The sequence below is a fragment of the Klebsiella pasteurii genome (genome assembly GCF_018139045.1).
In the GTDB taxonomy this organism is placed as follows: Bacteria; Pseudomonadota; Gammaproteobacteria; order Enterobacterales; family Enterobacteriaceae; genus Klebsiella; species Klebsiella grimontii.
Genome location: NZ_CP073236.1, coordinates 1,322,762 through 1,346,758, shown reverse-complemented (window position 1 = coordinate 1,346,758; position 23,997 = coordinate 1,322,762). Strand labels below are relative to the sequence as shown.

General features: G+C 57.7%; 26 protein-coding genes. 9 read left to right on the top strand and 17 right to left on the bottom strand.

The features are described from left to right. Positions 1 to 2 precede the first annotated feature (2 nt). The 7 genes from KCG39_RS06365 to KCG39_RS06335 all read right to left on the bottom strand — a co-directional run bounded on the left by KCG39_RS06365 (position 3) and on the right by KCG39_RS06335 (position 6,885). A complete protein-coding gene (locus tag KCG39_RS06365; protein ID WP_004119674.1) occupies positions 3 to 962 on the bottom strand; it encodes an AEC family transporter in 960 nt (319 codons plus the stop codon). Between the two features lie 130 nt (positions 963 to 1,092). Further along, on the bottom strand, positions 1,093 to 1,893 hold the full coding sequence (mdcE, locus tag KCG39_RS06360; RefSeq protein WP_142446591.1) for a biotin-independent malonate decarboxylase subunit gamma: 801 nt from the start codon (positions 1,891 to 1,893) through the stop codon (positions 1,093 to 1,095). Beyond that, positions 1,893 to 2,726, bottom strand: coding sequence for a biotin-independent malonate decarboxylase subunit beta (locus KCG39_RS06355; RefSeq protein WP_004119677.1), 834 nt, complete (start codon positions 2,724 to 2,726; stop codon positions 1,893 to 1,895). The genes mdcE and KCG39_RS06355 overlap by 1 nt, the downstream gene beginning before the upstream one ends. Continuing rightward, positions 2,719 to 3,018, bottom strand: a complete 300-nt coding sequence (mdcC, locus tag KCG39_RS06350; RefSeq protein ID WP_004119678.1) for a malonate decarboxylase acyl carrier protein — start codon at positions 3,016 to 3,018, stop codon at positions 2,719 to 2,721. Before mdcC ends, KCG39_RS06355 begins: the two co-directional genes overlap by 8 nt. Before the next feature lie 17 nt (positions 3,019 to 3,035). After that, positions 3,036 to 3,878: a triphosphoribosyl-dephospho-CoA synthase gene (locus KCG39_RS06345; protein ID WP_004119681.1), complete on the bottom strand. Its 843-nt coding sequence runs from the start codon at positions 3,876 to 3,878 to the stop codon at positions 3,036 to 3,038. Beyond that, positions 3,878 to 5,533 (bottom strand): malonate decarboxylase subunit alpha, encoded by a 1,656-nt coding sequence (gene mdcA, locus KCG39_RS06340; protein WP_142446589.1) that lies wholly within the window; start codon positions 5,531 to 5,533, stop codon positions 3,878 to 3,880. Before mdcA ends, KCG39_RS06345 begins: the two co-directional genes overlap by 1 nt. A gap of 317 nt (positions 5,534 to 5,850) precedes the next feature. Beyond that, positions 5,851 to 6,885, bottom strand: coding sequence for an AI-2E family transporter (locus KCG39_RS06335; RefSeq protein ID WP_004119683.1), 1,035 nt, complete (start codon positions 6,883 to 6,885; stop codon positions 5,851 to 5,853). Between the two features lie 221 nt (positions 6,886 to 7,106). Here KCG39_RS06335 and KCG39_RS28145 point away from each other — a divergent pair, with 221 nt between their 5' ends. The 4 genes from KCG39_RS28145 (at position 7,107) to KCG39_RS06320 (ending at position 10,350) form a co-directional block, all read left to right on the top strand. Continuing rightward, positions 7,107 to 7,292, top strand: a complete 186-nt coding sequence (locus KCG39_RS28145) for a protein YdgV (RefSeq protein ID WP_071830662.1) — start codon at positions 7,107 to 7,109, stop codon at positions 7,290 to 7,292. Positions 7,293 to 7,409: 117 nt separating this feature from the next. Then, complete coding sequence (gene mdtJ / locus KCG39_RS06330) at positions 7,410 to 7,772, top strand: multidrug/spermidine efflux SMR transporter subunit MdtJ (RefSeq protein ID WP_004119684.1); 363 nt, start codon at positions 7,410 to 7,412, stop codon at positions 7,770 to 7,772. Beyond that, positions 7,759 to 8,088 carry a multidrug/spermidine efflux SMR transporter subunit MdtI gene (gene mdtI, locus KCG39_RS06325; RefSeq protein WP_004119685.1) on the top strand — a complete coding sequence of 110 codons (330 nt, stop codon included), beginning with the start codon at positions 7,759 to 7,761 and terminating at the stop codon, positions 8,086 to 8,088. The genes mdtJ and mdtI overlap by 14 nt, the downstream gene beginning before the upstream one ends. 105 nt (positions 8,089 to 8,193) lie before the next feature. Next, positions 8,194 to 10,350 carry a putative bifunctional diguanylate cyclase/phosphodiesterase gene (locus KCG39_RS06320; RefSeq protein ID WP_142468134.1) on the top strand — a complete coding sequence of 719 codons (2,157 nt, stop codon included), beginning with the start codon at positions 8,194 to 8,196 and terminating at the stop codon, positions 10,348 to 10,350. 4 nt (positions 10,351 to 10,354) lie between these two features. On the opposite strand, the gene KCG39_RS06315 is transcribed toward KCG39_RS06320, so the two are convergent. Together KCG39_RS06315 and KCG39_RS06310 are read right to left on the bottom strand one after the other, a co-directional pair. Then, complete coding sequence (locus KCG39_RS06315) at positions 10,355 to 11,167, bottom strand: trypsin-like serine peptidase (RefSeq protein WP_004119687.1); 813 nt, start codon at positions 11,165 to 11,167, stop codon at positions 10,355 to 10,357. 577 nt (positions 11,168 to 11,744) lie between these two features. Next, positions 11,745 to 12,668, bottom strand: coding sequence for a LysR substrate-binding domain-containing protein (locus KCG39_RS06310; RefSeq protein WP_049112225.1), 924 nt, complete (start codon positions 12,666 to 12,668; stop codon positions 11,745 to 11,747). 116 nt (positions 12,669 to 12,784) lie between these two features. Between KCG39_RS06310 and KCG39_RS06305 the strand changes: the two genes are divergently transcribed. Next, the gene (locus KCG39_RS06305) at positions 12,785 to 13,390 is read left to right on the top strand and encodes a LysE family translocator (protein WP_004119690.1); all 606 of its coding nucleotides are present in this window, start codon (positions 12,785 to 12,787) and stop codon (positions 13,388 to 13,390) included. On the opposite strand, the gene ydgU is transcribed toward KCG39_RS06305, so the two are convergent. From ydgU to KCG39_RS06295, 3 genes are all read right to left on the bottom strand, one after another. After that, positions 13,387 to 13,521: a small membrane protein YdgU gene (gene ydgU, locus KCG39_RS27915; RefSeq protein WP_255256974.1), complete on the bottom strand. Its 135-nt coding sequence runs from the start codon at positions 13,519 to 13,521 to the stop codon at positions 13,387 to 13,389. The two genes, KCG39_RS06305 and ydgU, sit on opposite strands and share 4 nt — an antisense overlap. An 18-nt stretch (positions 13,522 to 13,539) precedes the next feature. After that, positions 13,540 to 13,965, bottom strand: a complete 426-nt coding sequence (gene asr / locus KCG39_RS06300) for an acid resistance repetitive basic protein Asr (RefSeq protein WP_004135622.1) — start codon at positions 13,963 to 13,965, stop codon at positions 13,540 to 13,542. 174 nt (positions 13,966 to 14,139) lie between these two features. Next, complete coding sequence (locus KCG39_RS06295; RefSeq protein WP_049123023.1) at positions 14,140 to 15,627, bottom strand: carboxypeptidase M32; 1,488 nt, start codon at positions 15,625 to 15,627, stop codon at positions 14,140 to 14,142. A 292-nt stretch (positions 15,628 to 15,919) separates the two neighbouring features. Between KCG39_RS06295 and KCG39_RS06290 the strand changes: the two genes are divergently transcribed. Beyond that, positions 15,920 to 16,012, top strand: a complete 93-nt coding sequence (locus tag KCG39_RS06290; protein ID WP_004119695.1) for a KPN_01571 family protein — start codon at positions 15,920 to 15,922, stop codon at positions 16,010 to 16,012. A 33-nt stretch (positions 16,013 to 16,045) separates the two neighbouring features. Here KCG39_RS06290 and KCG39_RS06285 read toward each other — a convergent pair whose 3' ends face one another. Then, a complete protein-coding gene (locus KCG39_RS06285; protein ID WP_049112564.1) occupies positions 16,046 to 17,296 on the bottom strand; it encodes an MFS transporter in 1,251 nt (416 codons plus the stop codon). A gap of 118 nt (positions 17,297 to 17,414) precedes the next feature. Between KCG39_RS06285 and KCG39_RS06280 the strand changes: the two genes are divergently transcribed. The 3 genes from KCG39_RS06280 (at position 17,415) to bioD (ending at position 20,485) form a co-directional block, all read left to right on the top strand. Then, entirely contained in the window at positions 17,415 to 18,308 is an 894-nt protein-coding gene (locus tag KCG39_RS06280) for a LysR family transcriptional regulator (protein ID WP_004119698.1), read from the top strand. 133 nt (positions 18,309 to 18,441) lie between these two features. Continuing rightward, entirely contained in the window at positions 18,442 to 19,662 is a 1,221-nt protein-coding gene (mlc, locus tag KCG39_RS06275) for a sugar metabolism global transcriptional regulator Mlc (RefSeq protein WP_004119699.1), read from the top strand. A gap of 127 nt (positions 19,663 to 19,789) precedes the next feature. Then, entirely contained in the window at positions 19,790 to 20,485 is a 696-nt protein-coding gene (gene bioD / locus KCG39_RS06270; protein ID WP_004119700.1) for a dethiobiotin synthase, read from the top strand. Here bioD and clcB read toward each other — a convergent pair. The 4 genes from clcB to KCG39_RS06250 all read right to left on the bottom strand — a co-directional run bounded on the left by clcB (position 20,438) and on the right by KCG39_RS06250 (position 23,995). Further along, the gene (gene clcB / locus KCG39_RS06265; protein ID WP_050545206.1) at positions 20,438 to 21,733 is read right to left on the bottom strand and encodes a voltage-gated ClC-type chloride channel ClcB; all 1,296 of its coding nucleotides are present in this window, start codon (positions 21,731 to 21,733) and stop codon (positions 20,438 to 20,440) included. The genes bioD and clcB overlap by 48 nt on opposite strands. 136 nt (positions 21,734 to 21,869) lie before the next feature. After that, on the bottom strand, positions 21,870 to 22,478 hold the full coding sequence (dmsD, locus tag KCG39_RS06260) for a Tat proofreading chaperone DmsD (RefSeq protein WP_049112014.1): 609 nt from the start codon (positions 22,476 to 22,478) through the stop codon (positions 21,870 to 21,872). A gap of 40 nt (positions 22,479 to 22,518) precedes the next feature. Continuing rightward, complete coding sequence (locus tag KCG39_RS06255; protein ID WP_211811571.1) at positions 22,519 to 23,376, bottom strand: DmsC/YnfH family molybdoenzyme membrane anchor subunit; 858 nt, start codon at positions 23,374 to 23,376, stop codon at positions 22,519 to 22,521. A 1-nt stretch (position 23,377) separates the two neighbouring features. Further along, positions 23,378 to 23,995, bottom strand: a complete 618-nt coding sequence (locus tag KCG39_RS06250; RefSeq protein ID WP_004119705.1) for a DMSO/selenate family reductase complex B subunit — start codon at positions 23,993 to 23,995, stop codon at positions 23,378 to 23,380. Positions 23,996 to 23,997 lie beyond the last annotated feature (2 nt).

Here is a 23,997-nt window from a genome sequence, read left to right as displayed (position 1 = left end):
CGTTAGATCCCTGACGTTAAAGTGATAAACAGCGGCAGCGACAGGATACACAGAACCGAGCTTAACAGCAGCACCGCTTCCGCATCCGGCGACTGCACGCCAAAGCGGTTGCCGAAGACCACGCCGAAGAAACCGGCCGCGAGGGCAATCATCAGAATCGCGGTAATGGCGATAGAACCGTGCAGCCCCAGCAGCATCACCAGACCCCAGGCGATAAACGGCTGCACCAGCAGTTTAACAACGGTAGAGGTGGCAATCAGCGTATTGAGCTGCAGCTTGCGCGCTGACAGAATCACCCCGGTGAGGAACAGCGCCGCGGCGGTCGCCGCCAGACCCAGCGGTTTGATAGAGGCCAGCAGCAGATCCGGCATTTTGATACCGATCGCCGAGAGCACAACCCCCAGTAGCGGACCCCAGACAATCGGTTTTTTGACCGAACGCCACATCAGTACCGGCAGCATCGCCAGCGTTGAACCGCTGTTCTCTCCGGCGGCGAGCGCTTTTTCACGCTCCAGAATCAGCAGGCAGAACGGCGTCATCAGTACCGAGCCGCAGGCGATGGAAACGGCGACGGAGAGTGAGGTTGACGCGCCTTCGCCGAGCACGCTGCCCAGAATCGGCAGACCCAGGGCGGCGTAGTTCGGCAGCGCTACGGTCAGGGTGAGCACGGCGGCATCCTGCGGCGAGCGCTTAAAGACGCGGGTGGCGAGGAAGTAAATGGCCGCATAGGTAATCCACATCGCCCCGGTGAGCACCAGTACCAGCGGCGATTGCGCGACGATACCGTTCCAGGGGGTTTGCACCGTGGCGCTAAACAGCGTCGCGGGCAGGGCGAAATCCATTACGAAAATGTTGAGTAACGAGACGTTTTTGTTATCGACCATTTTGGCCTTACCGGCCCAGAAGCCCAGCAGCATGATGACAAAAATCGGCGCGAGGGCATGAATAATCACATAAGTCATAAATCACCTGTTAATAAAATAGAGTACTGGCGCGATTGTTATAATTTCTAAAAGCGGTCTCTTCCTGAGGCACGCTATCGGTGCCTCAGGCGGCCGCTTCCGGCAGGTTTTCTTCTACTTAGGGACTGGACTACCAGCTGGCGCGCATGCGATCGCGCACTCGTTGGGAACTACGGCGGTTCTCTGCGCCAAGGCGGCACTTCAGTGAGGCATCCCGACGGGCGGCAGCGATGGCGTCGCGCAGGGTATCGGTGACCAGCGTCAGATCGCGGGTGTCCGGTGCGTCAGGATTGCTGATATCCAGCAGGGCGGAGAGCAGGCCGAGCGTCGCGTAGTTGCTGACGTCATAAGCCATCGGCGGGATGGTGGCCGCCAGTTTCTCCAGCGCCTCAACGCTACGTAGCGTGATACGCGCGGCGGATTCTTTGCCCATGGCGTGCACCAGTACGCCGGCGTCATTAAAGGCGATCAGGCGATTGGCCTGGTAACCGTGGGCCAGAAACGCCCCGGACATCGCTTTGCCGACAATCAGGCCAATCACCGGATGCCCGGCAAGACGCGCCTTCGCATACGCGCCCGCCGCGCCGGCCAGCGCCTGATGAATACCAAAGGCTTCTTCACGACGGCCGTAGGCCTGGCTGGGGACATCAATGACCGCAATAATCGGGCGCTTCACCGTTTTATCCGCATCGGCGTCGATAGTTTCGTTGACCACTTTCGCCAGCGTCCAGCCTTCAAGCAGGCCGACTTCGCCGTTGGCGGCGCGCGGGTAATGGTTATTGGCATCCGGCACCACGGCGATAAAACGGGCGGTTTCACCGTTACAATCGGCGTCGGCAACCTGCACCGAGGGGCACAGACCGGTCATTAGCGGGGCGTTCGGCGCCAGCTGGTTTAGCCACAGCGCGGCGCGATTTGTGAACTGGCTCATTATTTCTCCTCCCGGGCGAATAGCTGTTTGATCTGCGCGGTATCCGCCTGCTGGCGGGTATCGAAGCGGGTCAAACGGGTCAGGAAATCCTCATATTTGTCGCTGCGATGCCGGGCGGGAACGCCTTTGGCTATCGCCTCGTTCATTGCGGCTTTCACCGCGTTAACGCCGTCGCCGACCAGGGCATCCACCAGACCGCTGGCGTAGCGAATTTCGCCGCCGGTCATGCTCCAGATAAACGGACGGTCGCGGGAGTCGTACTCTTCAATCCCCGCTTCCTGTTCGATAACCTGCGGTCCGTTGAGCCCCAGACGCGCTTCACGGGTGACAATCAGGTAGCTGCACAGCGCCGCGGCGATGGACATCCCGCCGAAGCAGCCAACGGTTCCGGCGACAATACCGACCACCGGGGTATAGCGGCGCAGATCGACAATCGCGGCATGAATATCAGCGATGGCGGCAAGCCCCAGGTTGGCCTCCTGCAGGCGCACGCCGCCGGTTTCCAGGCACAGCACCGCCTGGGTAGGAATACCGTTGCGGTTATCTTCCGCCGCCAGCTCAAGGGCGGCAGCCATTTTCGCGCCGGAGACTTCGCCCATGCTGCCGCCCTGGAAGGTGCCTTCAATAGCGATAACCACCGCGGGCTGGCCGTTAATGGTACCTTTCGCGACCACCATACCGTCGTCGGACTGCGGGACGATGCCCTGTGCGCCCAGCCACGGCGACATGATGCCTTCGAACGGGTCCAGCAGTTCACGATAGCTGCCGTCATCCAGCAGGAGACGGGCGCGTTCGCGGGCGCGGAGTTCAATAAAGCTGCGATCGTTACGCATGAGCCACCTCCTCAAATACCTGTTCAATGCGGATCCGCGCGACGCCGGGGGTGGCGCCAAAGTCGTGGATGACCAGCTCTCCACCGGGGAGACCGTTAATCAGGCTCAGCCGTTCGAACAGCGCGTTCCAGCGCGCCAGGCTGTTATCCACGGAGGTGGTGATCTCCACATTGAGCGTATTGCTCTGCCCGGCGGTGTAGAGCACTTCCATATCGCCGGAGCCAACTACGCCTGCCAGCGCTTTGCCGCTGAGGGCGCGGTTGGCAGGGAATGACAATTTAATCTGTTCCATAACATCCTCTGAATGCGTTAAGCGGAAACCCGGTCGAGAAACAGGGTGGCGGCAAGAAGGTCCGCCGCGCCACCCGGCGAGGCGTTCTGCGCCAGCATCTGCGCATCAAGACGCGCCAGCGCGGCTCGCCCCAGGACCGTTGCACATCCTCCGGCGGCCAGCACCTCGCCTGCGCCTTGCCGCATTGCCTCAAGACCCGCCATCCCCGCGCGGGAGAGCACGCAGGTATCGCTAAGCGAGGTCATAATCGCCATCAGCGCGTCGAGACGGGCCTGCTCCTCGCTGGCCCCTTCGGTCCGGCTGCGCAATAGCTGCGGCAGCGCCAGGGTGGTGATATGCGGGAAAGCGCGCTGCGCTTCTTCCCGCGCGCCCGGAACCTGCCAGCGGCGGCTGGCGCGCAGGCCTTTACTGAAGGTCTTTGGCGCGCCGGCGTCCGGCAGACGGGCGAGGGCGGCGGCGGTTTCCGTAATTCTTTGTGCATGACCCTCTCCCCCGAGCATCGCCGTCGCGCTCACCAGCAGGCCCATCGCCCAGATAGCGCCGCGGTGGGTATTGACTCCCGAGGTCGCCTGCATCATCTGCGCTTCGCCTTCGCGTCCCAGACGGCCGACGGTTTCGCGCAGGGCGATATCCGCCGGTCGCCGCCAGCTCTGCTGTGCCAGCGCATGAAACGTTGGCTGCAGGCTACGGGCGGAGCGCTCCATCAGCGCCAGGTTCAGGTCCTGATGCGCGCCGTTGCCGCGACTGTCGACCAGACCCGGTTTGGGGCTGAGTCTTGCTTCGTCAATCAGGCAGATGCTGGCAGTTTGGGCCAGCCAGCGGGCGCGGGTTTCGGCAATTTGGGAAGAGAGTTTTTTCATTACCAGCTCCGGAATTTTGCCGGCGGGTTGTAAAGCCCGTCGGACCACTCAACCAGGTCGGCTACGCTGCCGGCGGCGAGCAGGGAACGGGTGGCGTTGCTGCGGCGGATACCGATATCTTCCGGATAGACGACTTTGCCGCTTTGGCGCAGTTCGGCCACGCGTTTGGCGTCCACGCCGAGGCCGATGTCGGTGATCCCCGCTACCGCTGCGACCATTGCCCGGCGCTCTTCAAGGCTTTCCGCCCGATAGAGATAGGCAATGCCTTCCTCGGTCAGCACGTGGGTGACGTCATCGCCGTAAATCATTACCGGCGCCAGCGGCATCCCGGAGGTTTTGGCCACTTCAACGGCGTCGAGTTTTTCCACGAAGGTTGGCTTCACGCCCGCCTGGAAGGTTTCCACCATCTGCACAACCAGCTTTTTACCGCGCTGCATCGGGTCCGGTTCGGTAATCATGTTGAGCCATGCCGGGGTGGCGTGACGGCGGCCGTGCGGGTCGTGGCCCATATTCGGCGCGCCGCCGAAGCCGGAGAGGCGGCCGCGGGTTACCGTCGAGGAGTTGGCGTAGCCGTCAACCTGGAGGGTCGAGCCGATAAACATATCCACTGCATACTGTCCCGCCAGCTGGCAAAACGCGCGGTTGGAACGCATGGAGCCGTCGGCGCCGGTAAAGAAGATATCCGGGCGTGCGCGAATGTACTCTTCCATTCCCAACTCGCCGCCGAAGCAGTGCACGCTCTCGACCCAACCGCTTTCAATGGCCGGAATAAGGGTCGGGTGAGGGTTCAGCGTCCAGTGTTTACAGATTTTGCCCTTCAGGCCGAGCCGTTCGCCGTAGGTCGGCAGCAGCAGTTCGATAGCGGCGGTGTTAAAGCCGATCCCGTGGTTCAGGGATTGCACCTGATGCTCGGCGTAAATGCCTTTAATCGCCATCATCGCCATCAGGATATGCTCCTGCTTAATCAGACGCGGGTCGCGGGTAAACAGCGGCTCGATAAAAAATGGTTTATCGGCGACAACGATATAGTCAATCCACGAACCGGGGATGTCCACGCGCGGCAGATCGCACTCGTCATCAACCAGTTCGTTGACCTGCGCAATGACGATGCCGTCGTGGAACGCGGCGGCTTCCACCAGCGCCGGAGTGTCTTCGGTGCTTGGCCCGGTGTAGAGGTTGCCCTTGCGGTCAGCTTTATAACCGGCGATCAGCGCCACGTTCGGCGACAGATCCACGTACAGGCGGGAGTAAAGTTCGATATAGGTGTGAATCGCGCCGATTTCCAGCAGGCCATCTTCCAGCAGCTGCGAAATACGCAGGCTTTGGGTACCGGAAAAAGAGAAATCGAGCTTGCGGGCGATGCCTTTTTCGAAAAGGTCCAGGTGCTCGCTGCGCCCGACGCTCGGCATAATCATATGCAGGTCGTGAATTTTTTGCGGGTTAACCTCCGCCAGCATCCGCGAAAGGAAATCTGCCTGTTTCTGGTTATTGCCTTCCAGTACCACCCGGTCGCCGGGGGCCAGCAGATGTTCCAGTACGGCAACCAGCTGGTCATTGGGGATCACTTTGCCGGAGATCTTCGCCTCGGCCAGTCGCCGCTGTTTTTCCGTACGGCGACGGTTCCAGACTCTCCCCGTCGTTTGTTCGGCATTCATTATTAACCTCCTGATTCGACAAATCGTTTTGATTGTCCTGGTGTGGGTGTAAGTGTGCGTCCCGAGGTGGTGGGTATCAATTAAGGCCGATGGCGAATCGTTAGCGTAAGAGTAATGAATGGCGGGGCAGAGATGTGATGTCGATCAATAATGGCTGCGAATGATTGGTCTACGAGTGGGGGACGTACCGGGTTGAGGCATTGGCGCGGCTTCCCGGCTCGCACTGCGTTTAGCCGGCTACAGGTTAAGGGTCGTCTACGCGCCGGTAGCCCGGACAGATGCGCCAGCATCTGCCCGGGGAGCCGCGATCAATATAGTTAGTTTTTACTTAAATCACTCAGCAGGAAGGCAATACTCTGCCCGGCCACCGTCTGTTCGAGAGCGATTTTGACAATAATCGTCAATGGTACCGAGAGGAGCATCCCCACCGGGCCCAGCAGCCAGCCCCAGAATATCAATGACAGGAAGACCACCAGCGTCGATAGCCCAAGCCCGCGGCCCATAATGCGCGGTTCAAGAATATTGCCGAACACCAGGTTAATCACCAGATAGCCCGCCAGGACCACCAGCGCTTCGTACAGACCGCCAAATACCAGTACCTGCAGGATCGGCGGGATAGCCGCGAGAACCGAACCGATATTGGGAATGTAGTTGAGCGCAAAAGCCAGCAGTCCCCACATAAAGGCAAAGCGGACGTCCAGCAGCACCAGCATTCCCCAGACCACCAGCCCGGTTACCAGGCTAATGGCGGTTTTAAGCACCAGATAGTGAGAGACGCTATCCAGCGCGCGCTGAATCGCGCCCATTCCCTCCACTGGCCGCGACATCAGCTGCTGCAGCTTCGCGGGAAGCTGCGGCACTTCCAGCAGCATAAACACCACCGTCAGCAGCAGCAGGAAGATAGAGGACATCGCGTTGGAAAGCTGGGTAAGCAGCCCGGTTACCAGGGTCATCACCGCGTTGGGGTCTATATATTTATTCAGTTCCACCACCGACACGGTAAAGCCGAAGCGCTGTAGCCACGGCGCGACGGTCTGCATCGGTTCATAGAGATAGTTGCGATACTGCGGCAGGGTGCGCGCAAGCTCGTTAAGCGAGGTGCCGAGCGAGGCCAGCAGCACCACGGCCAGCAGGACAATCACGCCGACCAGGAGCGAAATCGCCAGCACCCGCGGCACCCGGCAGCGCACCATCAGTTGAACCAGCGGGTTAATCACCACCGCCAGAAAGATAGCCAGCACAAAAGGCACGATAATATCCGCCGCGAAGCGGATGCCTGTAAGGATGATAACCAGCATGCCGAGCATGATGACTATTTTTAAGCCGTTAAGCGTGATGATGGGTTTGGCCATACCGCTCCCTGCGAGAGAAAAAATGGGGTCTAATATGAGTCATTGTAGACGTTGGCAAAGTCGGCGTCTCAACGCGTCGCCTCAGTTAAAATGAAAAAAACGACCCATTAATAAATAATGGCTGGAACGATATCATAATGGCGTTTGCTATCGGAAAAAACTAATCCAAATCAAATAGCCGAGGTAAAGAACTGCAAAGACTTTGAGTTAAATGTGGCGTTATGGTACAAATCTGCGTGTGTATAACTACAGAGGACAATTTTCATCCGCAAATGATGAGAAGCAATACCGCGGATAATTGTAATTTTATGGACAATCAGTTCAGGATGTATATTTCGCTTCACCCTGCAGTCTCCCACTCTAACTCCCGCTTCCTCGGCGAGCAGCACTGGCGCTCGGCGCTTTAGTCTTCTTCTCTCTGCCTGAGCTGGCGCGCTGCGCACGGCTAAACTAACGTCAGAATTTTTCCGGTTTACTTCGCTGTAAGCCCTAATGGATTATATTCTCAAGCAGGAGAAGGGATCATGTTTTATTGGATATTATTAGCTTTAGCTATCGTTGCTGAAATTACCGGCACTTTGTCGATGAAATGGGCAAGCGTAAGCGGCGGCCATACTGGTTTTATTTTAATGCTGGTGATGATTGCGCTTTCCTATATTTTCCTGGCTTTCGCCGTGAAAAAAATCGCCCTCGGCGTGGCCTATGCCCTATGGGAAGGGATCGGCATTTTACTGATCACGATTTTCAGCGTTCTGCTGTTTGATGAAACGCTGTCGACGATAAAAATCGCCGGTCTGGTTACCCTGGTCGCCGGGATTGTATTGATTAAATCGGGAACGCAGAAAGCGGTGAAATCGGGCAAGGAGAAAACTCATGCAACAGTTTGAGTGGGTCCATGCCGCCTGGCTGGCGCTGGCTATCGCGCTGGAAATTATGGCCAACGTTTTTCTGAAGTTTTCCGACGGTTTTCGACGTAAGTTCTATGGCCTTATGTCGCTGGCGGCGGTTCTTGGCGCCTTTAGCGCGCTTTCGCAGGCGGTCAAAGGGATTGACCTGTCGGTGGCCTATGCGCTGTGGGGCGGTTTCGGTATCGCGGCGACCATTGCCGCCGGCTGGGTGCTGTTTGGCCAGCGCCTGAATCATAAAGGCTGGGCTGGTCTGCTCCTGCTGGTGGTCGGCATGGTGTTAATTAAACTCGCCTGATATGATGCCGCCTGTGGATGCGGGCGGCAAATTCTGCTCTCTGTATTACTCTTAAAAAAGAGCCAGTTCGGCGTATTTCGCTACCGGCCGATATGAGGGCAGAACATGATTCATTTGCCAGGCTGGCGCAATATTCCCTCCGCCAGAACGCTTACCATCATGATTGTCCTCGCCGGGATCGGCTTAATCGTGTCCATTATTTCGCTCCTCTACCTCAGCCAGCACCTGATCGGCCTGAAAGCAAACGAAATTGATAAGCATCGTTCCGTGCTATCGGTGGATGGCGCGGTGCAAACCTCGGTGAACCGCGTGCTGTCGCTGGTGATGGATAACGCTATCTGGGACGATGCGGTGCATCAGACTTATACCGACCGGCTCGATCCGCAATGGCTCTATAACTCCTGGGGTTCCGGCTTTAAGATCAATAACCTTTATGACGGCACTTTCGTGCTCGACCAGCACTATCGGGTGCTGTGGGGATCGTTTCGCAGTGAGAGCTTTACCGAGCAGGATACTCAATTTCTCGGCAACGGTTTTCGTTCGCTCATCTCGCAGCATGCCGCCGCCCTGCGCAGCGGCAAAAGCGCTTATGCCGGCATCACCCGAACCCGCGCCGGTATTGCCTTTATTGGCATTGGCCTGATTCGCCCGACAACAGGGCGGCTTCAGGTATATGATGATACGCGTCGCTATCTGGTGATCACCCGTCATATTAATCCGCAAATGCTTGAGCGTCTGGGCGATACGTTTCAGATCCGCAACCTCCACGTCACGCCAGGTAGCGGCGAATACAGTATCCCGCTCCGCACCCAGTCCGGGGAAATCGTTGGCTATCTGAGCTGGCAGCCGGGGCTTCCCGGCGCGGAAGCCTCGCGGGCGGCATCAAACAATATTCGGCTGATCGCCGTCGTGGCGGCGGGGCTGATCCTGCTGTTTATTCTCTTCAGCTGCCTCGGGCTTTACAAGCTGGCGCGCGGCGAAAAGCTGGCGCGCAATATTGCCATGACCGACTGGCTGAGCCGTTTACCAAACCGGCGGGCGCTGATCGAACGTCTTAATCAGGTATGCGAAAACGCGCAGCACCAGACGCAAAGCGTGGTGTTTATCGATCTCGACGGTTTTAAGGATGTTAACGACAACTACGGCCATGATGTTGGCGATGCGCTGATTATTCATATTGCTAAAGAGCTTCGGCAGCGCGTGCCTCCCGAAGGGATGCTGGCGCGAATGGGCGGCGATGAGTTTGCGATGACCGTAAGCGGCGAACAGGCGGTAAATCAGGCGTTGGCCTTTGCCTGGGCGGTGCTGGAACTGTTAAAAGCCCCCGTTATCCTCAACGAACGAAAAATTTATATCACCGCCAGCATCGGTATCGCCAGCGGTGTCCCGGCAAGCTGTTCCAGCACGGAGCTTTTTCGCCGCGCCGATATTGCCATGTACCACTCGAAAAAAACCGGTAAAGGGCGCACAACCTGGTACGACGAAGCGCTCAGCGACGCGCGGCAGTATCAGCTGAATATCGAAAATGGCATCCGCCAGGGGCTGGAGAACGAAGAGTTTGATGTCTGGTACCAGCCGATCGTCAACGCCGATACGCTGGTTATGGAGGGCGTGGAAGCGCTGTTGCGCTGGCCGCGACGTCCGCAAGGAGCGCTGCCGCCGGACACGTTTATCGGTATTGCCGAAAGTAGCGGTTTGATCTACGCGCTTGGTCAGTTTGTTCTGCAACGCGCCTGTAGCGAGCTGCAGCCTTTAGACGATTTGCTGCTGTCGGTGAATATCTCTCCGGCGCAGTTCCGCGACCCGGAGTTTGAGTCGCGGGTGGTGCAGGTGCTGGGCAGCTGCAATTTCCCGGCCCGTCGGTTGCAGCTAGAGGTTACGGAGAGCTACGTTCTGGAGAATCCCGAGCGTGCGCGGGCGGCGATTGAAAATTTAAGGTCGCTGGGGATCTCGGTGGCGCTCGATGATTTTGGCACCGGCTACTCCAGTATCGGCTATTTACGCAGCTTCAGCTTCGACAGTCTCAAAATTGATAAATCACTGGCCGGGCGGGTGGATGTGGATACCCAGGCGGCGGAGCTGGTGCGCGGTACCGTACGCATTGCCGGGGCGTTGGGCATTACGGTTGTGGCGGAAGGCGTTGAAAATCAGCAACAGCTGGCGCTGCTGCGACGGGCGGGATGCGACAGATTGCAAGGTTTCTTCTTCAGCAAACCGATGCCCGTCGCATCGTTATTGCAGCTGCGTCAGCAGCAAGGTTGACCGCTTACTGGGCGGCCAGCGCCTCAAGCTTATCGCGAAAACCGGTCACCGAGATGGCGCGGTTGTCCGCCCGCCAGCGATCTTTTGCCCCCGGCGCCGAGCTCTGTACCGCGATCACCTGCCAGCCGTCGTCGGTTTTCAGCAGCAGCGGCGAGCCGCTATCGCCGGGTAGCGTATCGCATTGATGGGAGAGCACCGATGTTTGCGCCCAGCCGGTGACCACGCAATCTTCGTGGGTGTAGAGATTATCCAGATGATCTTCCGGATAGCCTGACTGAGTCACTTTTCGTTCTGCCGTCTTCAGCGCGGCGGTCAGATCGGCTTTGCTGCCGCTAAAAATCGGTACCGGCGTTATACCGGAAGGGGCATAGCGCAGGAGGATCAGGCCAAAATCCCACGGCGCTGCGGCGCTGGGAACTATCCAGCCATCGCCGTCGGCCTTAAGCCGTTTGCCCAGCGAAGGGTCCACGCGGCCTTCAATACCGTGAATTTCGTAAACCCAGCCGCCTTTGCGCGAAATAAAGCGCAGCGCGACGGGTTTATCCGGCTTGCCTTTGGGCGGCGTCAGCAGGCAGTGACCGGCGGTGAGCGCCAGGTTGGGGGCGATAAGCGTCGCGGTACAGAGATTACCGCTGGCGGTCTCCAGTTGCCCAATCGCATCCCAGGGTTCGTCCGTGGGATTGCTGACCGGTTTTCGGTCGTCATGACCAAAAAATAGCGTCTTAATATCTTTTGCACTCATGCCTTCATCATCGGCCTGGGCCAGCGCTGGAAACAGGTAAATGGAACACAGTAATAACAGGACGTCTCTACGCATATCACTCTCTGGGGAGATAATTATGTCTATTGAAAGTAGCAGCAGATTTAAGTTTATGAAAGTTAAGAATAATTTTAATTAAGCCAGACGGCAGGCGTAATCAGCGAAAATCGCCGGTCGCTCGCGGATGAATGGCGTAAATTCAATACGTTAACACCATTTTCCTGCGGCGCTATTTCCGCAGAAAAGGGCCGCGGAAGCAACAGAAATCGTGTATCCGAACGTACAACCGGCGGGGAGCGATAAAATGATCCCCACTTCAGCTTTTTCTCAAGTCCCTAATGACTAAACAGCGCCAATATTGCGGGAAAAAAGAGATTTCTTTGCAGGATAAGCGGACTTCTTTACCTGTTTATCAATTACTTTCAAAGCGAAACATTTTCTCACCGTAAACGTTGCTATTGCTACCACCTTGTTGAGCAAACAGAGATGTTATCCCGGCGATGATATCTGCAATATCAAACACCCGATATACGGGAGGATTTATGTCTAAACAAGGTATTCGTGCATTAGTTTACGTTTCGCTGGTATCAGCAATGATCTGGGGCGCCACGGGCTATCTGCTGGTGACGGCGGTTCACGTACTGTAATCCGGGGCCGCGCCCTGGCGGATAACGTCTGCGGGGAGCGGGCCGGGAATATGCTGGTTTAAAAAACGCTGCAATAGGGCGATCGGCTGCGGGCTGAGCGTATTTTTCGGCCAGACAAAATAGTAGCCTTCGCCGGTGGCTATTGCGGTAGAGAAAGGCAAGGCCAGCAGTCCCGCGCGGATCGCGGGTAGATTAAGCAATAGATCGCCAATGCTCACGCCGTGGCCGCTCATCGCCGCCATCGTGCCTTGCTCAAGGGTATCAAAGACGATGCCCTGAGCAATATTTGGCGCGGGCCGCTCATCATGCTGCAGCCAGCGCCGCCAGTCCCGACGATCGGTTGAGGGATGAATCAGCGTACAGGCCGCCAAATTTTGTCTGGCCTGCGCTACCATACCCGGCGCGCAAAGCGGGATTAGCCATTCGGCAAACAGCAGGCTGCGGTTATTCTCTTCACCAAAATTTCCGTCCCCTAACAGTATCGCGCAGTCGAACGGCTCTTGGGTAAAATCGACGCTGTCGCGGTCCATCCACAGGCTGCTCATTTCTACTTCCGGGCGCTGGTGCTGCTGGCGAAACAGTTGCAGGACGTCCAGTAGCCAGCGCATCGTGAGCGTTGACGGCGCCTTAAGACGAATTTTGCCGGCCTGGCGGCGCAGTGCCCGGCAGGCCCGTTCAATCGACAAAAAACTCTCCTCCAGCGCTTTCGCCAGCTGAGTTCCGGAGTCGGTCAGGGTGACTTTTGGCCCATGGCGAAGGAAAAGGCGGCATTCAAACCATGACTCCAGGGTGCTGACGTGACGACTGACGGCACCTGGCGTCACGTTCAGGGCGGCGGCGGCCTTGCTAAATGATCCAAGGCGAGCGGCGGTTTCAAAAGCGCGCAGGGCGTAGAGCGGCGGCATGGTCATCGTTGATGAAGTTCTATATTGAGTAAAACTCACATTCAAGCTCACTATTAGTCGTTTTTCAACTTTGAAATCAAAGAAGAATATAGGCTTTTCATTTTGAATAGTGAGCTTAGCTGATGAATCTTTCCTTGCTGATGGCCTACTCCCTGGCGGTTCTGGCGCTGGTTGCTACGCCGGGACCGGTGGTGTTGTTAGTAACAGGCGCGGCGGCGCGTGAAGGCTATGCCAGCGCGGTGCGGACGATGATTGGCGGCAATCTGGCGTCGCTGCTGCTGCTCGCCGCTGCTGCCGCGATGCTGACCGGTGCGCTAGCGGTCGAACCCCGGGCGCTAACGCTGCTGGCGATGATCGGGTCGCTGTATATTATTTGGCTGGCGCTGGCAATGCTGCGTGAAGATGCCGTTACGCAGCAGGTAGCCAAAAAGCGTAGCGGGGTGATGGCTGGATTCGCGACCGCATTAAGCAATCCCAAAGATATTCTCTTTTTTGCCGCTTTTTTTCCGCAGTTTATTCATATCACCGACAGTTTCGGCTGCAGTCTGGGGGTATTGACGGCGGTGTGGGTGCTGATCGACCTGAGCGTGCTTTCGCTTTACATTCTGGCGGTTCGTCGTTGGTTAACGGCGCGTTGCGCCAAACGTTTGACGACGGTCTCGGCGCTTTTTCTGCTGCTTCTGGCGAGCTATGGGTTGGGATATAACGTGTGGCAGCTACATCTTTAGTAAAGGAAAAAACGGCTGGCGACCAGCGCGCAGATAATCAGCAGGATCAGGATGAGCTCAAAACGATAGCGCCGCAGCATGGTGCTCTCCAGAAAAAAACGGCGCTGAAGACAGCGCCGATATCGTATCACACAACTTAACCCGGGAGATTAAGCAGCCGGTTGTGCAGCTGGTTTAGCGGTATGATGTTTAGTGGTTTTGTGGTGTTTTTTAGCTGCCTGCGCTTTCTGAGCTACTGGTTTAGCAGCGGCTTTTTTGTGTTTCTTAGCGGCCTGGGCTTTCTGAGCTGCGGCCGGTTTAGCTTCCGCTTTTTTGTGCTTTTTAGCGGCCTGGGCTTTCTGAGTCACAGCCGGTTTAGCTGCGGCTTTTTTGTGCTTTTTAGCCGCCTGCGCTTTCTGCTCAGCAGCCGGTTTGGCAGCGGCGGTATGGTGTTTCTTATGGTGGGTCGCTTTAGCGGTGGTGCTGTGAGTTGCAGCAGCCGGCGCCGGAGTTGTGGTGGTGGCAGCATCGGCAGCGAAAGCAACAGAAGACAGACCCATAGCAGCGGCAACGACCAGAGCTAATACTTTTTTCATTCTGATATCCTCGAAAAGGTTTCTTGTTTCAACCCCACTGCGGGGCCGTTGAAAGAACTATATGCTTGTCTTATCGAGGTTTCCGTGAGTGTTTGGTATCGGCGTGTAACCGTATGTACAACGCGCTGCGACAGAGATGGAACACGGCGTCGGGAGCGGCCCGACGCCGGTGATTTACAGATAACGCGAGGTAAGGTGCTGGCGGAAATAGGCGCTATTAAGGTCTTCTCCGGTAGCGTGCTGAATCAGCTGCGAGGTGGTAAAACGGCTACCGTGCTGCCAGATATTTTGCCGCAGCCAGTCAAACAGCGCGCTGAAGTTACCGTTGGCGATATCGCTTTCCAGCTGCGGTAGCGCCCGTCTGGCGGAAGCCATCAGCTGAGCGGCATACATCGCGCCAAGCGTATAGGAAGGGAAATAGCCAAAACCGCCGTCGGTCCAGTGGATATCCTGCATACAGCCGTCGCGATAGTTGCCGGTGGTGGAAAGTCCCAGCCAGTGCTGCATTTTTTCGTCCCACAGTGCCGGAATATCATCGACCTCGATATCGCCATCAATCAGCGCGCATTCAATTTCATAGCGCAGAATGACGTGTGCCGGATAGCTCACCTCATCCGCGTCGACGCGAATAAAGCCCGGCTTGACGCGCTGATTCCAGGCGATGAAGTTTTCGCGACTAAAGGCCGGCTGTTCGCCAAAGTACTGACGTACCGTTGGCAGCAGGCGCTGTAGAAAGGCGTCGCTGCGGCCAAGCTGCATTTCGAAAAACAGGCTTTGCGACTCATGGATCGCCGTAGAACGGGCGAGGGCGATGGGCTGATCGAGCCAGTTACGCGGCAGATTTTGTTCGTAGCGCGCGTGGCCGGTTTCGTGAATCACGCCAAACAGCGCGCTGAGCAGGTCGTTTTCGTTGTAGCGCGTGGTGATACGCACATCCTCGGGGACGCCGCCGCAGAACGGGTGGGCGCTGATATCCAGGCGTCCGCCGTCAAAATCAAATCCCAGCACGCGCATCGCCTCCAGCCCCAGCTCGCGCTGGTCGGCAATCGGAAACGGCCCCTGAGGTTCGATGAGGGGCGTCTGTGCCTGCTTCTCGACCGCTTTTTCCAGCAGCGAAGGAAGCCAGGATTTAAGGTCCGCGAACAGCACGTCCAGACGGGCGCTGGTCATATCCGGTTCAAAAATATCCAGCAGGGCGTCATAGCGGGAGCCGCCTTTCGCCGCCGCGCGAATCTGCGCCTCTTCGCGGCTCAGTTTGACGACTTCACGCAGGTTTTCGGCAAAACCCTGCCAGTCGTTCGCCGGACGCTGGCTGCGCCAGGCGTGCTCGCAGCGGCTACCCGCCAGCGATTTGGCTTCCACCAGGCTTTCCGGCAGCAGCGCCGCCTGTTGGTACTGGCGAGTCATTTCGCGCAGGTTGGCCTGTTCCACATCATTTAGCTCTTCCTGAAGCGCGTTCTGTAGCCATTCACCCACTTTCCTGTCGGTGAGGATCTGATGCTGCAAAACGCCGAGCTCGGCGAGCGCCGCGCCGCGGGCCGCGCTGCCGCCGGGCGGCATCATGGCGAACATATCCCAGCCGGCGATGGCCGAGAGATGCGAGAAGCGGGAGAGTCGCTGGAAGGTGCGGGTAAGTTGATGATAATTTTTATTTTCGGTCATGTTTACACTCTGACGGTGGCAAGTGAACAAAAGAGGTTTTCGTTGGCTTCTACACTATCGTGATACGCCGATGGGGTCGAGGGATGCGGGGCCTTCCACCACAAATCTCCCGAGACGATCTGCCCATCGCCGCCCGCATCGGCTCGTCGGCTATTAGCATAATGTAGGGATTAATCGATTGCGTATTTTATGTTTGGCTCGAAATAATCCGGATGTGCGTAAAGTAACAGACGCTTTCTCTAAACCGCGGCTAAACTTAATGCAGGCACAGCCCGCCTATGCGAGGTGGATTATGAATCCGTTTACCTGGCTGTTTATTGCTCTGCTTTCAATCGATGCCGTTAGAGAGGTGTTGGGAATGTCATCGGTACTGGGGATGTGGTGAAGCGTGGCCCGTGACAGGCTACGTTAACCCGCGTTATTTCAGCCGTTTATGCAAACACGCGCCGGTGAGCAGCGCTGCCAGCAGCATCAGCGCGATAAACCCGCCGACGCCGTTCCAGCCGTAGTTATGCCAAAACACCCCGCCTAACGTCCCCGCCATGCTGGAACCCAGATAGTAGCTAAACAAATAGAGCGATGACGCCTGGCCGCGGGCGCGACGGGCGCGCGGGCCGATCCAACTGCTGGCTACCGAGTGCGCCGCGAAGAAGCCCGCTGAGAACAGCAGCATGCCGATAAAAATTAGCCACAGGGACGAGAACAGGGTCAGCAGCAGGCCGCCGAGCATCACCGCCGTGGAGAATAGCAGTACCGGGCCGCGACCGTAGCGAACGGTCATCGCCCCGGCTTTCGGCGAACTCCAGGTTCCGGTCAAATAGGCCACCGACAGCAGGCCAACCACCGCCTGGCTGAGCGACCACGGCGAGAGCATCAGACGATAGCCGATATAGTTAAACAGCGTTACGAATGCCCCCATTAATAAGAAACCTTCAAGAAATAGCAGCGGTAGTCCGCGATCGCGCCAGTGCAGGCGGAAGTTGATCAGCAGCGATTTTGGCCGCAGCGACGTTGGACGAAAGTGGCGCGACTCCGGCAGGATGCGCCAGAACATCAGCGCGGCTGCGAGGGCGAAGCCGCTAATGACCGCCAGCGCGATACGCCAGCCGAAGAAATCGGTGAATACCCCGGTCAGCAGACGGCCGCTCATGCCGCCAATCGAGTTTCCGCTGATATACAGCCCCATTGAGAACGCCACGACGCTGGGGTGGATCTCTTCGCTCAGATAGGTCATGCCGACCGCCGCCACGCCGCTCAACGACAGGCCGATCAGGGCGCGCATAATCAGGATCCCATGCCAGCTGGACATCATCGTTGACAGTAGGGAGCAGCAGGAAGCCAGCACCAGTGCAGTCACCATCACCTGTTTGCGGCCAATGGCGTCGGATAACGGGCCGGTAAACAGCAGGCCGACTGCCAGCATAGCCGTGGAAATCGACAGCGAGATACTGCTGCTGGCCGGCGAGACGCCGAATTCGCTGGAGAGCACCGGCAGAATCGGCTGAACACAATAGAGCAGCGCGAAGGTCGCCAGTCCGGCGGAAAAGAGGGCGAGGGTGACGCGAATAAATTGCGGGGTACCGCGTTTGATAAACTGGTTTGGCTGAGGAGCGATAATGTCGCTGACGTCGTTTGCCGGGACGGTGTCAGCGGTAGTTGTACGACTCACGGAAAAATCCTTGGTAATAAACAGAGAGTTGAGCGACCGAGTAAGTCACTTATTCAGAGTAGGAAAATGTAAATATTCTGTCTAATATATTAATAATCTCAAATAAGACATTTTAGATATGAATATTGAACTTCGTCATCTCCGCTATTTTATTGCCGTGGCGGAAGAGCTCCATTTCGGCCATGCGGCGGCGCGGTTAAATATCTCTCAGCCGCCGCTTAGCCAGCAGATTCAAATCCTTGAGCAGCAAATTGGCGCACGTCTGTTTGCCCGGACGAACCGCAGCGTCAGCCTGACGGAGGCCGGGAGGCAGTTTCTCGCCGATAGCCGGCAGATCCTGACCCAAGTGGACGATGCCGCCGCGCGGGCAGCCCGTCTTCATCAGGGCGAAACCGGCGAACTGCGCATTGGTTTTACCTCCTCTGCCCCCTTTATTAAGGCGGTATCGGATACGCTATCGACCTTCCGACGCCGCTATCCCGATGTGCATATTCAAACGCGGGAAACCAACACGCGCGAGCAGATTGTGCCGCTGAACGAGGGGGCGCTGGATCTGGGGCTGATGCGTAATACCCAACTGCCGGAAACCCTGATCTGGGAAAGAGTGCTGCGCGAACCACTGCTGGCGATGGTGCCGCGCGATCATCCGCTGGCGAGCCAGCCGCGCGTCAGCCTGCGGGAACTGGCGCGGGAGCCGTTTGTGTTCTTCGATCCCCATGTCGGTACCGGGCTGTATGACGATATTCTCGGCCTGCTGCGGCGCTACGATCTGACGCCAACGATCGCCCAGGAAGTGGGGGAAGCGATGACGATTATCGGACTGGTTGCCGCCGGGCTTGGCGTGTCGATATTGCCGGCGTCATTCAGACGGGTTCAGCTATCGGAAATGTGCTGGCTGCCCATCGAAGAGCAGGATGCGGTATCGGAAATGTGGCTGGTGTGGTCGAAGCATCATGAACAGGGGCAGGCGGCCCGGCGTTTTCGCGAATCACTGCTTGCCAGCACCACGTGAGTTATTTAAGACAAATCACGGCTAAAAATGTGCGGTAAATCACAAGGCTAAGCAAAAATTTGACGATTACCATTGAAGTGCTTCACCATAGCCATCAGTTTATTTCGAAGCGCGAAAATAAAGGGAGTCAACGGTGGTAGCGGACAGTCAGCCAGGCCATATCGATCAAATTAAGCAGACCAATGCGGGCGCGGTTTATCGCCTCATTGATCAGCTTGGCCCGGTGTCGCGCATCGACCTTTCGCGCTTTGCGCAGCTGGCGCCTGCCAGCATCACCAAGATCGTCCGCGAAATGCTGGAAGCGCATCTGGTCCAGGAGACGGAAATCCAGGAGCCGGGTAGCCGGGGAAGGCCTGCCGTTGGCTTAATGGTGGAAACGGAAGCCTGGCACTACCTCTCTATCCGCATCAGCCGCGGCGAGCTCCACCTCGCGCTGCGGGATTTAAGCAGCGCGCTGGTGGTGGAAGAGCAGCTTGAACTGGCGTTACAGCACGCTCAGCCTTTTGCGACCCGGCTACTCGATCATGTTGACCAGTTCTTTATTCGTCACCAAAAGAAGCTGGAGCGTTTAACCGCCATCGCCGTTACCATGCCGGGGATCATCGACACCGAGCACGGTATCATCCACCGGATGCCTTTTTATGAAGACGTTAAGGATATGCCGCTGGGCGAGATCTTAGCCAACCATACCGGCGTATCGGTCTATATTCAGCACGATATCAGCGCCTGGACCATGGCCGAATCGCTGTTTGGCGCCTCCAGAGGCGCGCGGGATGTGATTCAGGTGGTGATAGACCATAACGTCGGCGCGGGGGTGATCACCGACGGCCGTCTATTGCACGCGGGCAGCAGCAGCCTGGTCGAGATCGGCCACACCCAGGTCGATCCGTATGGGAAACGCTGCTATTGCGGCAACCATGGCTGTCTGGAAACGATCGCCAGCGTGGAAAGCGTGCTGGAGCTGGCGCAGATCCGTATGGCGAAGTCGATGAGTTCGATGCTGCACCAGCAGCCGCTGAGCGTTGAATGGCTATGTCAGGCCGCTCTGCAGGGGGATTTGCTGGCGCGGGACATTATCAGCGGCGTCGGGAACCATGTCGGGCGGATTCTGGCGATTATGGTTAACCTCTTTAACCCGCAGAAAATTCTTATCGGCTCCCCCTTCAACCTGGCTGCGGATATTCTGTTTCCGGCAATATCTGATTGTATTCGACAACAATCGTTACCTGCCTATAGCCGACATATTGCCGTGGAAAGCACTCAGTTTTCTAACCGGGGAACGATGGCTGGCGCGGCCCTGGTTAAGGATGCCCTCTATAACGGATCGTTGCTGATACGACTGTTACAGGGTTAACATTTTTTCATATTCACACCAAAAATTGCGCTATCTCAAGCTGGCTTCCGGCGGCATCGCGTAGACTTTTTCCACAGTTGATTATTTCTCTCCCGTATATTTCATCAACATAACTGTGGGGTTAGTGATGTTTAAGCGTTTCTTCATAACAGGTACTGACACTGCCGTCGGCAAGACGGTGGTTTCCCGTGCGCTGTTGCAGGCACTGGCTGCCTGCGGCAAAAGCGTCGCCGGATACAAGCCTGTGGCGAAGGGCAGTAAAGAGACGCCGGACGGACTGCGGAACAAAGATGCGCTGGTCTTACAGAGCGTGTCATCGCTGGTGTTACCGTATGAAGCTGTCAATCCCATCGCGTTAAGCGAAGATGAAAGCAGCGTGGCGCACAGTTGCCCGATCAACTACGGCCTACTGTCGGATGGCCTCCAGCGCCTCAGCGGCCAGGTTGAGCATGTGGTAGTTGAAGGTACCGGCGGCTGGCGCAGCCTGATGAACGACCTGCGCCCGCTCTCGGAATGGGTAGTGCAGGAACAGCTGCCGGTGCTCATGGTGGTGGGGATTCAGGAGGGCTGTATCAATCACGCTCTGCTGACCGCGCAGGCGATAGCAAACGACGGCCTGCCGCTTATAGGCTGGGTGGCCAACCGCATTAATCCGGGCCTGGCGCATTATGCTGAAATCATCGACGTACTGAGCAAAAAGCTGCCGGCGCCGCTAATCGGTGAACTGCCTTACTTGCCGCGCGCGGAACAGCGCGAATTAAGCCAGTATATCGACTTATCGATGCTCGGGGAGATGATGGCGGTAGATAGAATCTCGGCGTAGCGTCCGCGATAGCACCGATGCCAGCACGCTGGCAATCAGTAAACCGGGCAGTAAAACGTACTGTCCGGTCATTTCACAAATCATCAGCGTTGACATAATCGGCGCATGGGTGGTGGCCGCCAGAAACGCCGCCATCCCGGTTAAGCCAATCATTATCGCGATCGCCTGGCCATCAGGCAGCCACAGCCCGGTCAGGCTGGCGAACAGCATACCGATCCCCAGCCCAACAAATAGCGTTGGCGTAAATACGCCGCCCGGCGCCCCGGAGCCGCTGCTGGCGAGTACCGCAAGCAGCTTGCAGACAAACACCGTAAGTATTGCGCTCAACAGCGGCGGCGACAGGAGATAGCGCTGCACAACGCTATAGCCATTCCCCCAGACGGCCGGCGCGATCAGCGACAGCAGACCGACAACGAGGCCACCGAGCGCCAGCTGCAAGGGGGGCGACAGGCGCAGCCGGACAAAGCAGCCATGGCTATAGCCCATCAGCCAGATAAACAGCGGCCCGCAAAGCCCGGCCAGCAGAGCCGTCGCCAGCATCAGTGCATAGTGCGTCGCACGAAGGGTTTCGTGAAATTCAACGTGATACAGCGGAGCCGAACCGCCGTTCAGCAGATTGGTCAGCAGCAGGGCGACCACCGCGGCAATCACGACCGGGCCAAGCGAAGCCAGCATCAGGGTACCGAATAAAATCTCGGCGATAAACAGGCTGCCGGCCAGCGGAGCATGGTAGGCGCTGGCCATCCCGGCGGCGGCGCCGCAGGCTACCCACAGCTTCCACTCGTCTTTGGGCGTAAAGATGCGGGCGAACAGAGAAGCGGCCAGCGCGGCCAGCAGGATCATCGCCCCCTCGCGGCCAATGGCGCTGCCGGTGGTCACCACCAGCAGGGAAGCCAGCGATTTTACCAGGCTGGCGGGCGTATCAAACACGCCGTCGCCGGTCTCGAGGGCTTCCATATAGTCGGTTGGCGCATGGGGTCGTGCACTGGTGCGCCGCTGCCAGAGCCAGAGCAGGGTGCCAGCCGCAAAACCGCCTAGCGCGGGCGTCAATAACCGACGCCAGCCGGGCATCGACTCAGCGGCGTTGACCAGGCTTCCACTGTCATTGCTCAGAAACAGGCTTTCCAGACCGGCCATCGCGTGGCGAAACAGGGCAACCGCGAGCGCGGCGAAGACGCCGACCAGCATGGCAATCAGCAGGCGGCGAAACATAACCTGAATATCAGGATAAGCGTGAAGACGATGCATCAGCAAATACGATTAGCGCGGGACATGGCTTATTTTTACCGGGAATAAGCATAGACGCAAAAGCGATAAGTGCGAAAGGGAGAGAAAGTGACGTTGTCACCTGCGCTATGCCCGCCGGACGGGCATAGCGCAGGGGTTAACGGTAGAGCGGTTTATCGGCGACCGCGCAGGGCAGCTGCGCCTGCCAGTACGTCAGCGTCTCTTGCGCCAGCTGGCCCAGAGCCTGATAAAAAGGGTTTTCCGCCCCAGAGATAAACACGCTCAGAAAGCGCCCCGACCACGGGAGAAGATGCCAGGCCAGCAGCTGGTTAAATGCCTCATCCTGACCGGATTCACAAAGCCAGGCCGCCAGCAGCAGCAGCGTACCGAAGTGGTCTTCCGGCTCGGCGCGTCGCTCAGACAGACTGATACCGGTGGCCCGCATCCACTCGCGCAGCGCCAGCGTCGAGTCGCCGAACAGCACGCTTTCTTTGTCCAGCCAGACGGAGCCCCACGGCGGCGCGGGCAGCGCCCACGGGCCGATGAACAGCCTCTGCCAGGCTTCCGCCAGCGGTTCATCGTCTTCGATAGCGAACTGCGCCGCCAGGCCGTCAGCGACCGGCCAGGGCCACTGGCTCTGCCAACTGCCGTCGCGCAGGGCTGCGATCAGAGGAGCCACCTGCTCGCTATTCGGAGCAAAAGAAAACAGCGCGCCCAGCGTACGGGCGCTGAGTGCGACGGCGTCGCGGTCTTGCGCTTGCAGCATACCTTTTCCTTACAGCAGAGGGTGCCGCGGCACCCGTTGATTAACCGGCAATCGCCGTACCGACGGTCATATGTAGGCCATAAAACAGGCCGCGACCGATAAACTCGCCGAGTAATACCAGGATCAGTCCGAGCAGCAGGCTGGCGATGCGCGGGTTTTTCTTTCTTGCCAGCGGGCAGATCCAGCAGCCAAGGCCCAACGTCAAAAATGCTAAACGCAGGATTTGTAGCCAGCCATAGTTTGGCAGTAGGGCGCTGGCCTGCTGCACGGAGCTGCGGATCTCCGCCAGTTCGCTGTTCTGCAAAATGACCACCGCCAGGCTTGCCAGCAGCGCAAGGACGCTCATCGACGCGAAGACGGTGCCGTTAAAAGGCACGTTGGCTACCCGCAGCAGCAGGGCGGCGAAAAGCGGCCCGCACAGCACCATCGTCAGAAAGAAGGCGGCGGTGGTGTAGGCATTATACCAGGTCGGCACGGTATCAATTTGATAGACCAGGCTCATCTCAAGGACGAACAGGCAACCGAGCAGCATAGTGAGCAGGAGCCAGGCTTTGGCCAGCATTCTCGGCATTTTGCCGAGAATCGTCAGCAGCCACCAGAAACCCCCAACGGCGAAAAACAGCGCGCCGCTGGCAATTTCATTGCTTAATGCCGATGCTCCTAGCCGGTTAAGCGAGTTAAACGCCCGCAGCGGTGAGCCAAGGTGGATGATTGACGCCAGAAAGCCAATCCCCATCATCAGCCAGATAAAAAACATGCCGCGCACCAGGCGCTCCCGGGCTTCGGAATTGTTATTCAGCGACAGCCAGCCTAGTCCGCTGACGATAATCGCCCCTGCAACGCTTTGCCCCAGCACCGTAAACAGCACCAGCGGCCATTCATGCCATCCATTTCCCACGTTACACCTCCTTCGGGTTGGCCAGATAGCCGGTGGTATCACCCGTCGGACGGCTGTTGGCGTTAGGTTTAATCACAATGCTCGGCTTCGTGAAGTGCGCGGACGGTAGCGGCGCGACGGCGGCAAGCTGACCGTGCTTTTCGTGCAGCTCTTCGATGGGGCCAAAGTCGAGCGCCCGCAGCGGGCAGGATTCGACGCAAATCGGTTTTTTACCGTTAGCAACCCGGTCGTAGCAGCCGTCGCATTTGGTCATGTGGCCCTTTGCCGCGTTGTACTGCGGCGCGCCGTACGGACAGGCCATATGGCAGTAGCGACAGCCGATGCATACCTCTTCGTTCACCACCACAAAGCCGTCATCGCGCTTGTGCATGGCGCCGCTGGGGCACACTTTAGTACAGGCCGGATCTTCGCAGTGGTTACAGGCGATGGAAAGGTAATAGGCAAAAACGTTTTGATTCCACACGCCGTTATCTTCCTGCCAGCCGCCGCCCGCGTATTCGTAAATGCGGCGAAAGCTGACGTCAGGCGTTAAGTTTTTATAATCCTTACAGGCCAGCTCGCAGGTCTTACAGCCTGTGCAGCGGGCGGAATCGATAAAAAATCCATACTGAGCGCTCATGG

Excerpts from the sequence above, each read along its gene's own strand:
- KCG39_RS06365 (WP_004119674.1), bottom strand. The coding sequence starts at position 962 with ATGACTTATGTGATTATTCATGCCCTCGCGCCGATTTTTGTCATCATG.
- mdcE (WP_142446591.1), bottom strand. The coding sequence starts at position 1,893 with ATGAGCCAGTTCACAAATCGCGCCGCGCTGTGGCTAAACCAGCTGGCG.
- KCG39_RS06355 (WP_004119677.1), bottom strand. The coding sequence starts at position 2,726 with ATGCGTAACGATCGCAGCTTTATTGAACTCCGCGCCCGCGAACGCGCC.
- mdcC (WP_004119678.1), bottom strand. The coding sequence starts at position 3,018 with ATGGAACAGATTAAATTGTCATTCCCTGCCAACCGCGCCCTCAGCGGC.
- KCG39_RS06345 (WP_004119681.1), bottom strand. The coding sequence starts at position 3,878 with ATGAAAAAACTCTCTTCCCAAATTGCCGAAACCCGCGCCCGCTGGCTG.
- mdcA (WP_142446589.1), bottom strand. The coding sequence starts at position 5,533 with ATGAATGCCGAACAAACGACGGGGAGAGTCTGGAACCGTCGCCGTACG.
- KCG39_RS06335 (WP_004119683.1), bottom strand. The coding sequence starts at position 6,885 with ATGGCCAAACCCATCATCACGCTTAACGGCTTAAAAATAGTCATCATG.
- KCG39_RS28145 (WP_071830662.1), top strand. The coding sequence starts at position 7,107 with ATGGTACAAATCTGCGTGTGTATAACTACAGAGGACAATTTTCATCCG.
- mdtJ (WP_004119684.1), top strand. The coding sequence starts at position 7,410 with ATGTTTTATTGGATATTATTAGCTTTAGCTATCGTTGCTGAAATTACC.
- mdtI (WP_004119685.1), top strand. The coding sequence starts at position 7,759 with ATGCAACAGTTTGAGTGGGTCCATGCCGCCTGGCTGGCGCTGGCTATC.
- KCG39_RS06320 (WP_142468134.1), top strand. The coding sequence starts at position 8,194 with ATGATTCATTTGCCAGGCTGGCGCAATATTCCCTCCGCCAGAACGCTT.
- KCG39_RS06315 (WP_004119687.1), bottom strand. The coding sequence starts at position 11,167 with ATGCGTAGAGACGTCCTGTTATTACTGTGTTCCATTTACCTGTTTCCA.
- KCG39_RS06310 (WP_049112225.1), bottom strand. The coding sequence starts at position 12,668 with ATGACCATGCCGCCGCTCTACGCCCTGCGCGCTTTTGAAACCGCCGCT.
- KCG39_RS06305 (WP_004119690.1), top strand. The coding sequence starts at position 12,785 with ATGAATCTTTCCTTGCTGATGGCCTACTCCCTGGCGGTTCTGGCGCTG.
- asr (WP_004135622.1), bottom strand. The coding sequence starts at position 13,965 with ATGAAAAAAGTATTAGCTCTGGTCGTTGCCGCTGCTATGGGTCTGTCT.
- KCG39_RS06295 (WP_049123023.1), bottom strand. The coding sequence starts at position 15,627 with ATGACCGAAAATAAAAATTATCATCAACTTACCCGCACCTTCCAGCGA.
- KCG39_RS06290 (WP_004119695.1), top strand. The coding sequence starts at position 15,920 with ATGAATCCGTTTACCTGGCTGTTTATTGCTCTGCTTTCAATCGATGCC.
- KCG39_RS06280 (WP_004119698.1), top strand. The coding sequence starts at position 17,415 with ATGAATATTGAACTTCGTCATCTCCGCTATTTTATTGCCGTGGCGGAA.
- bioD (WP_004119700.1), top strand. The coding sequence starts at position 19,790 with ATGTTTAAGCGTTTCTTCATAACAGGTACTGACACTGCCGTCGGCAAG.
- clcB (WP_050545206.1), bottom strand. The coding sequence starts at position 21,733 with ATGCATCGTCTTCACGCTTATCCTGATATTCAGGTTATGTTTCGCCGC.
- dmsD (WP_049112014.1), bottom strand. The coding sequence starts at position 22,478 with ATGCTGCAAGCGCAAGACCGCGACGCCGTCGCACTCAGCGCCCGTACG.
- KCG39_RS06250 (WP_004119705.1), bottom strand. The coding sequence starts at position 23,995 with ATGAGCGCTCAGTATGGATTTTTTATCGATTCCGCCCGCTGCACAGGC.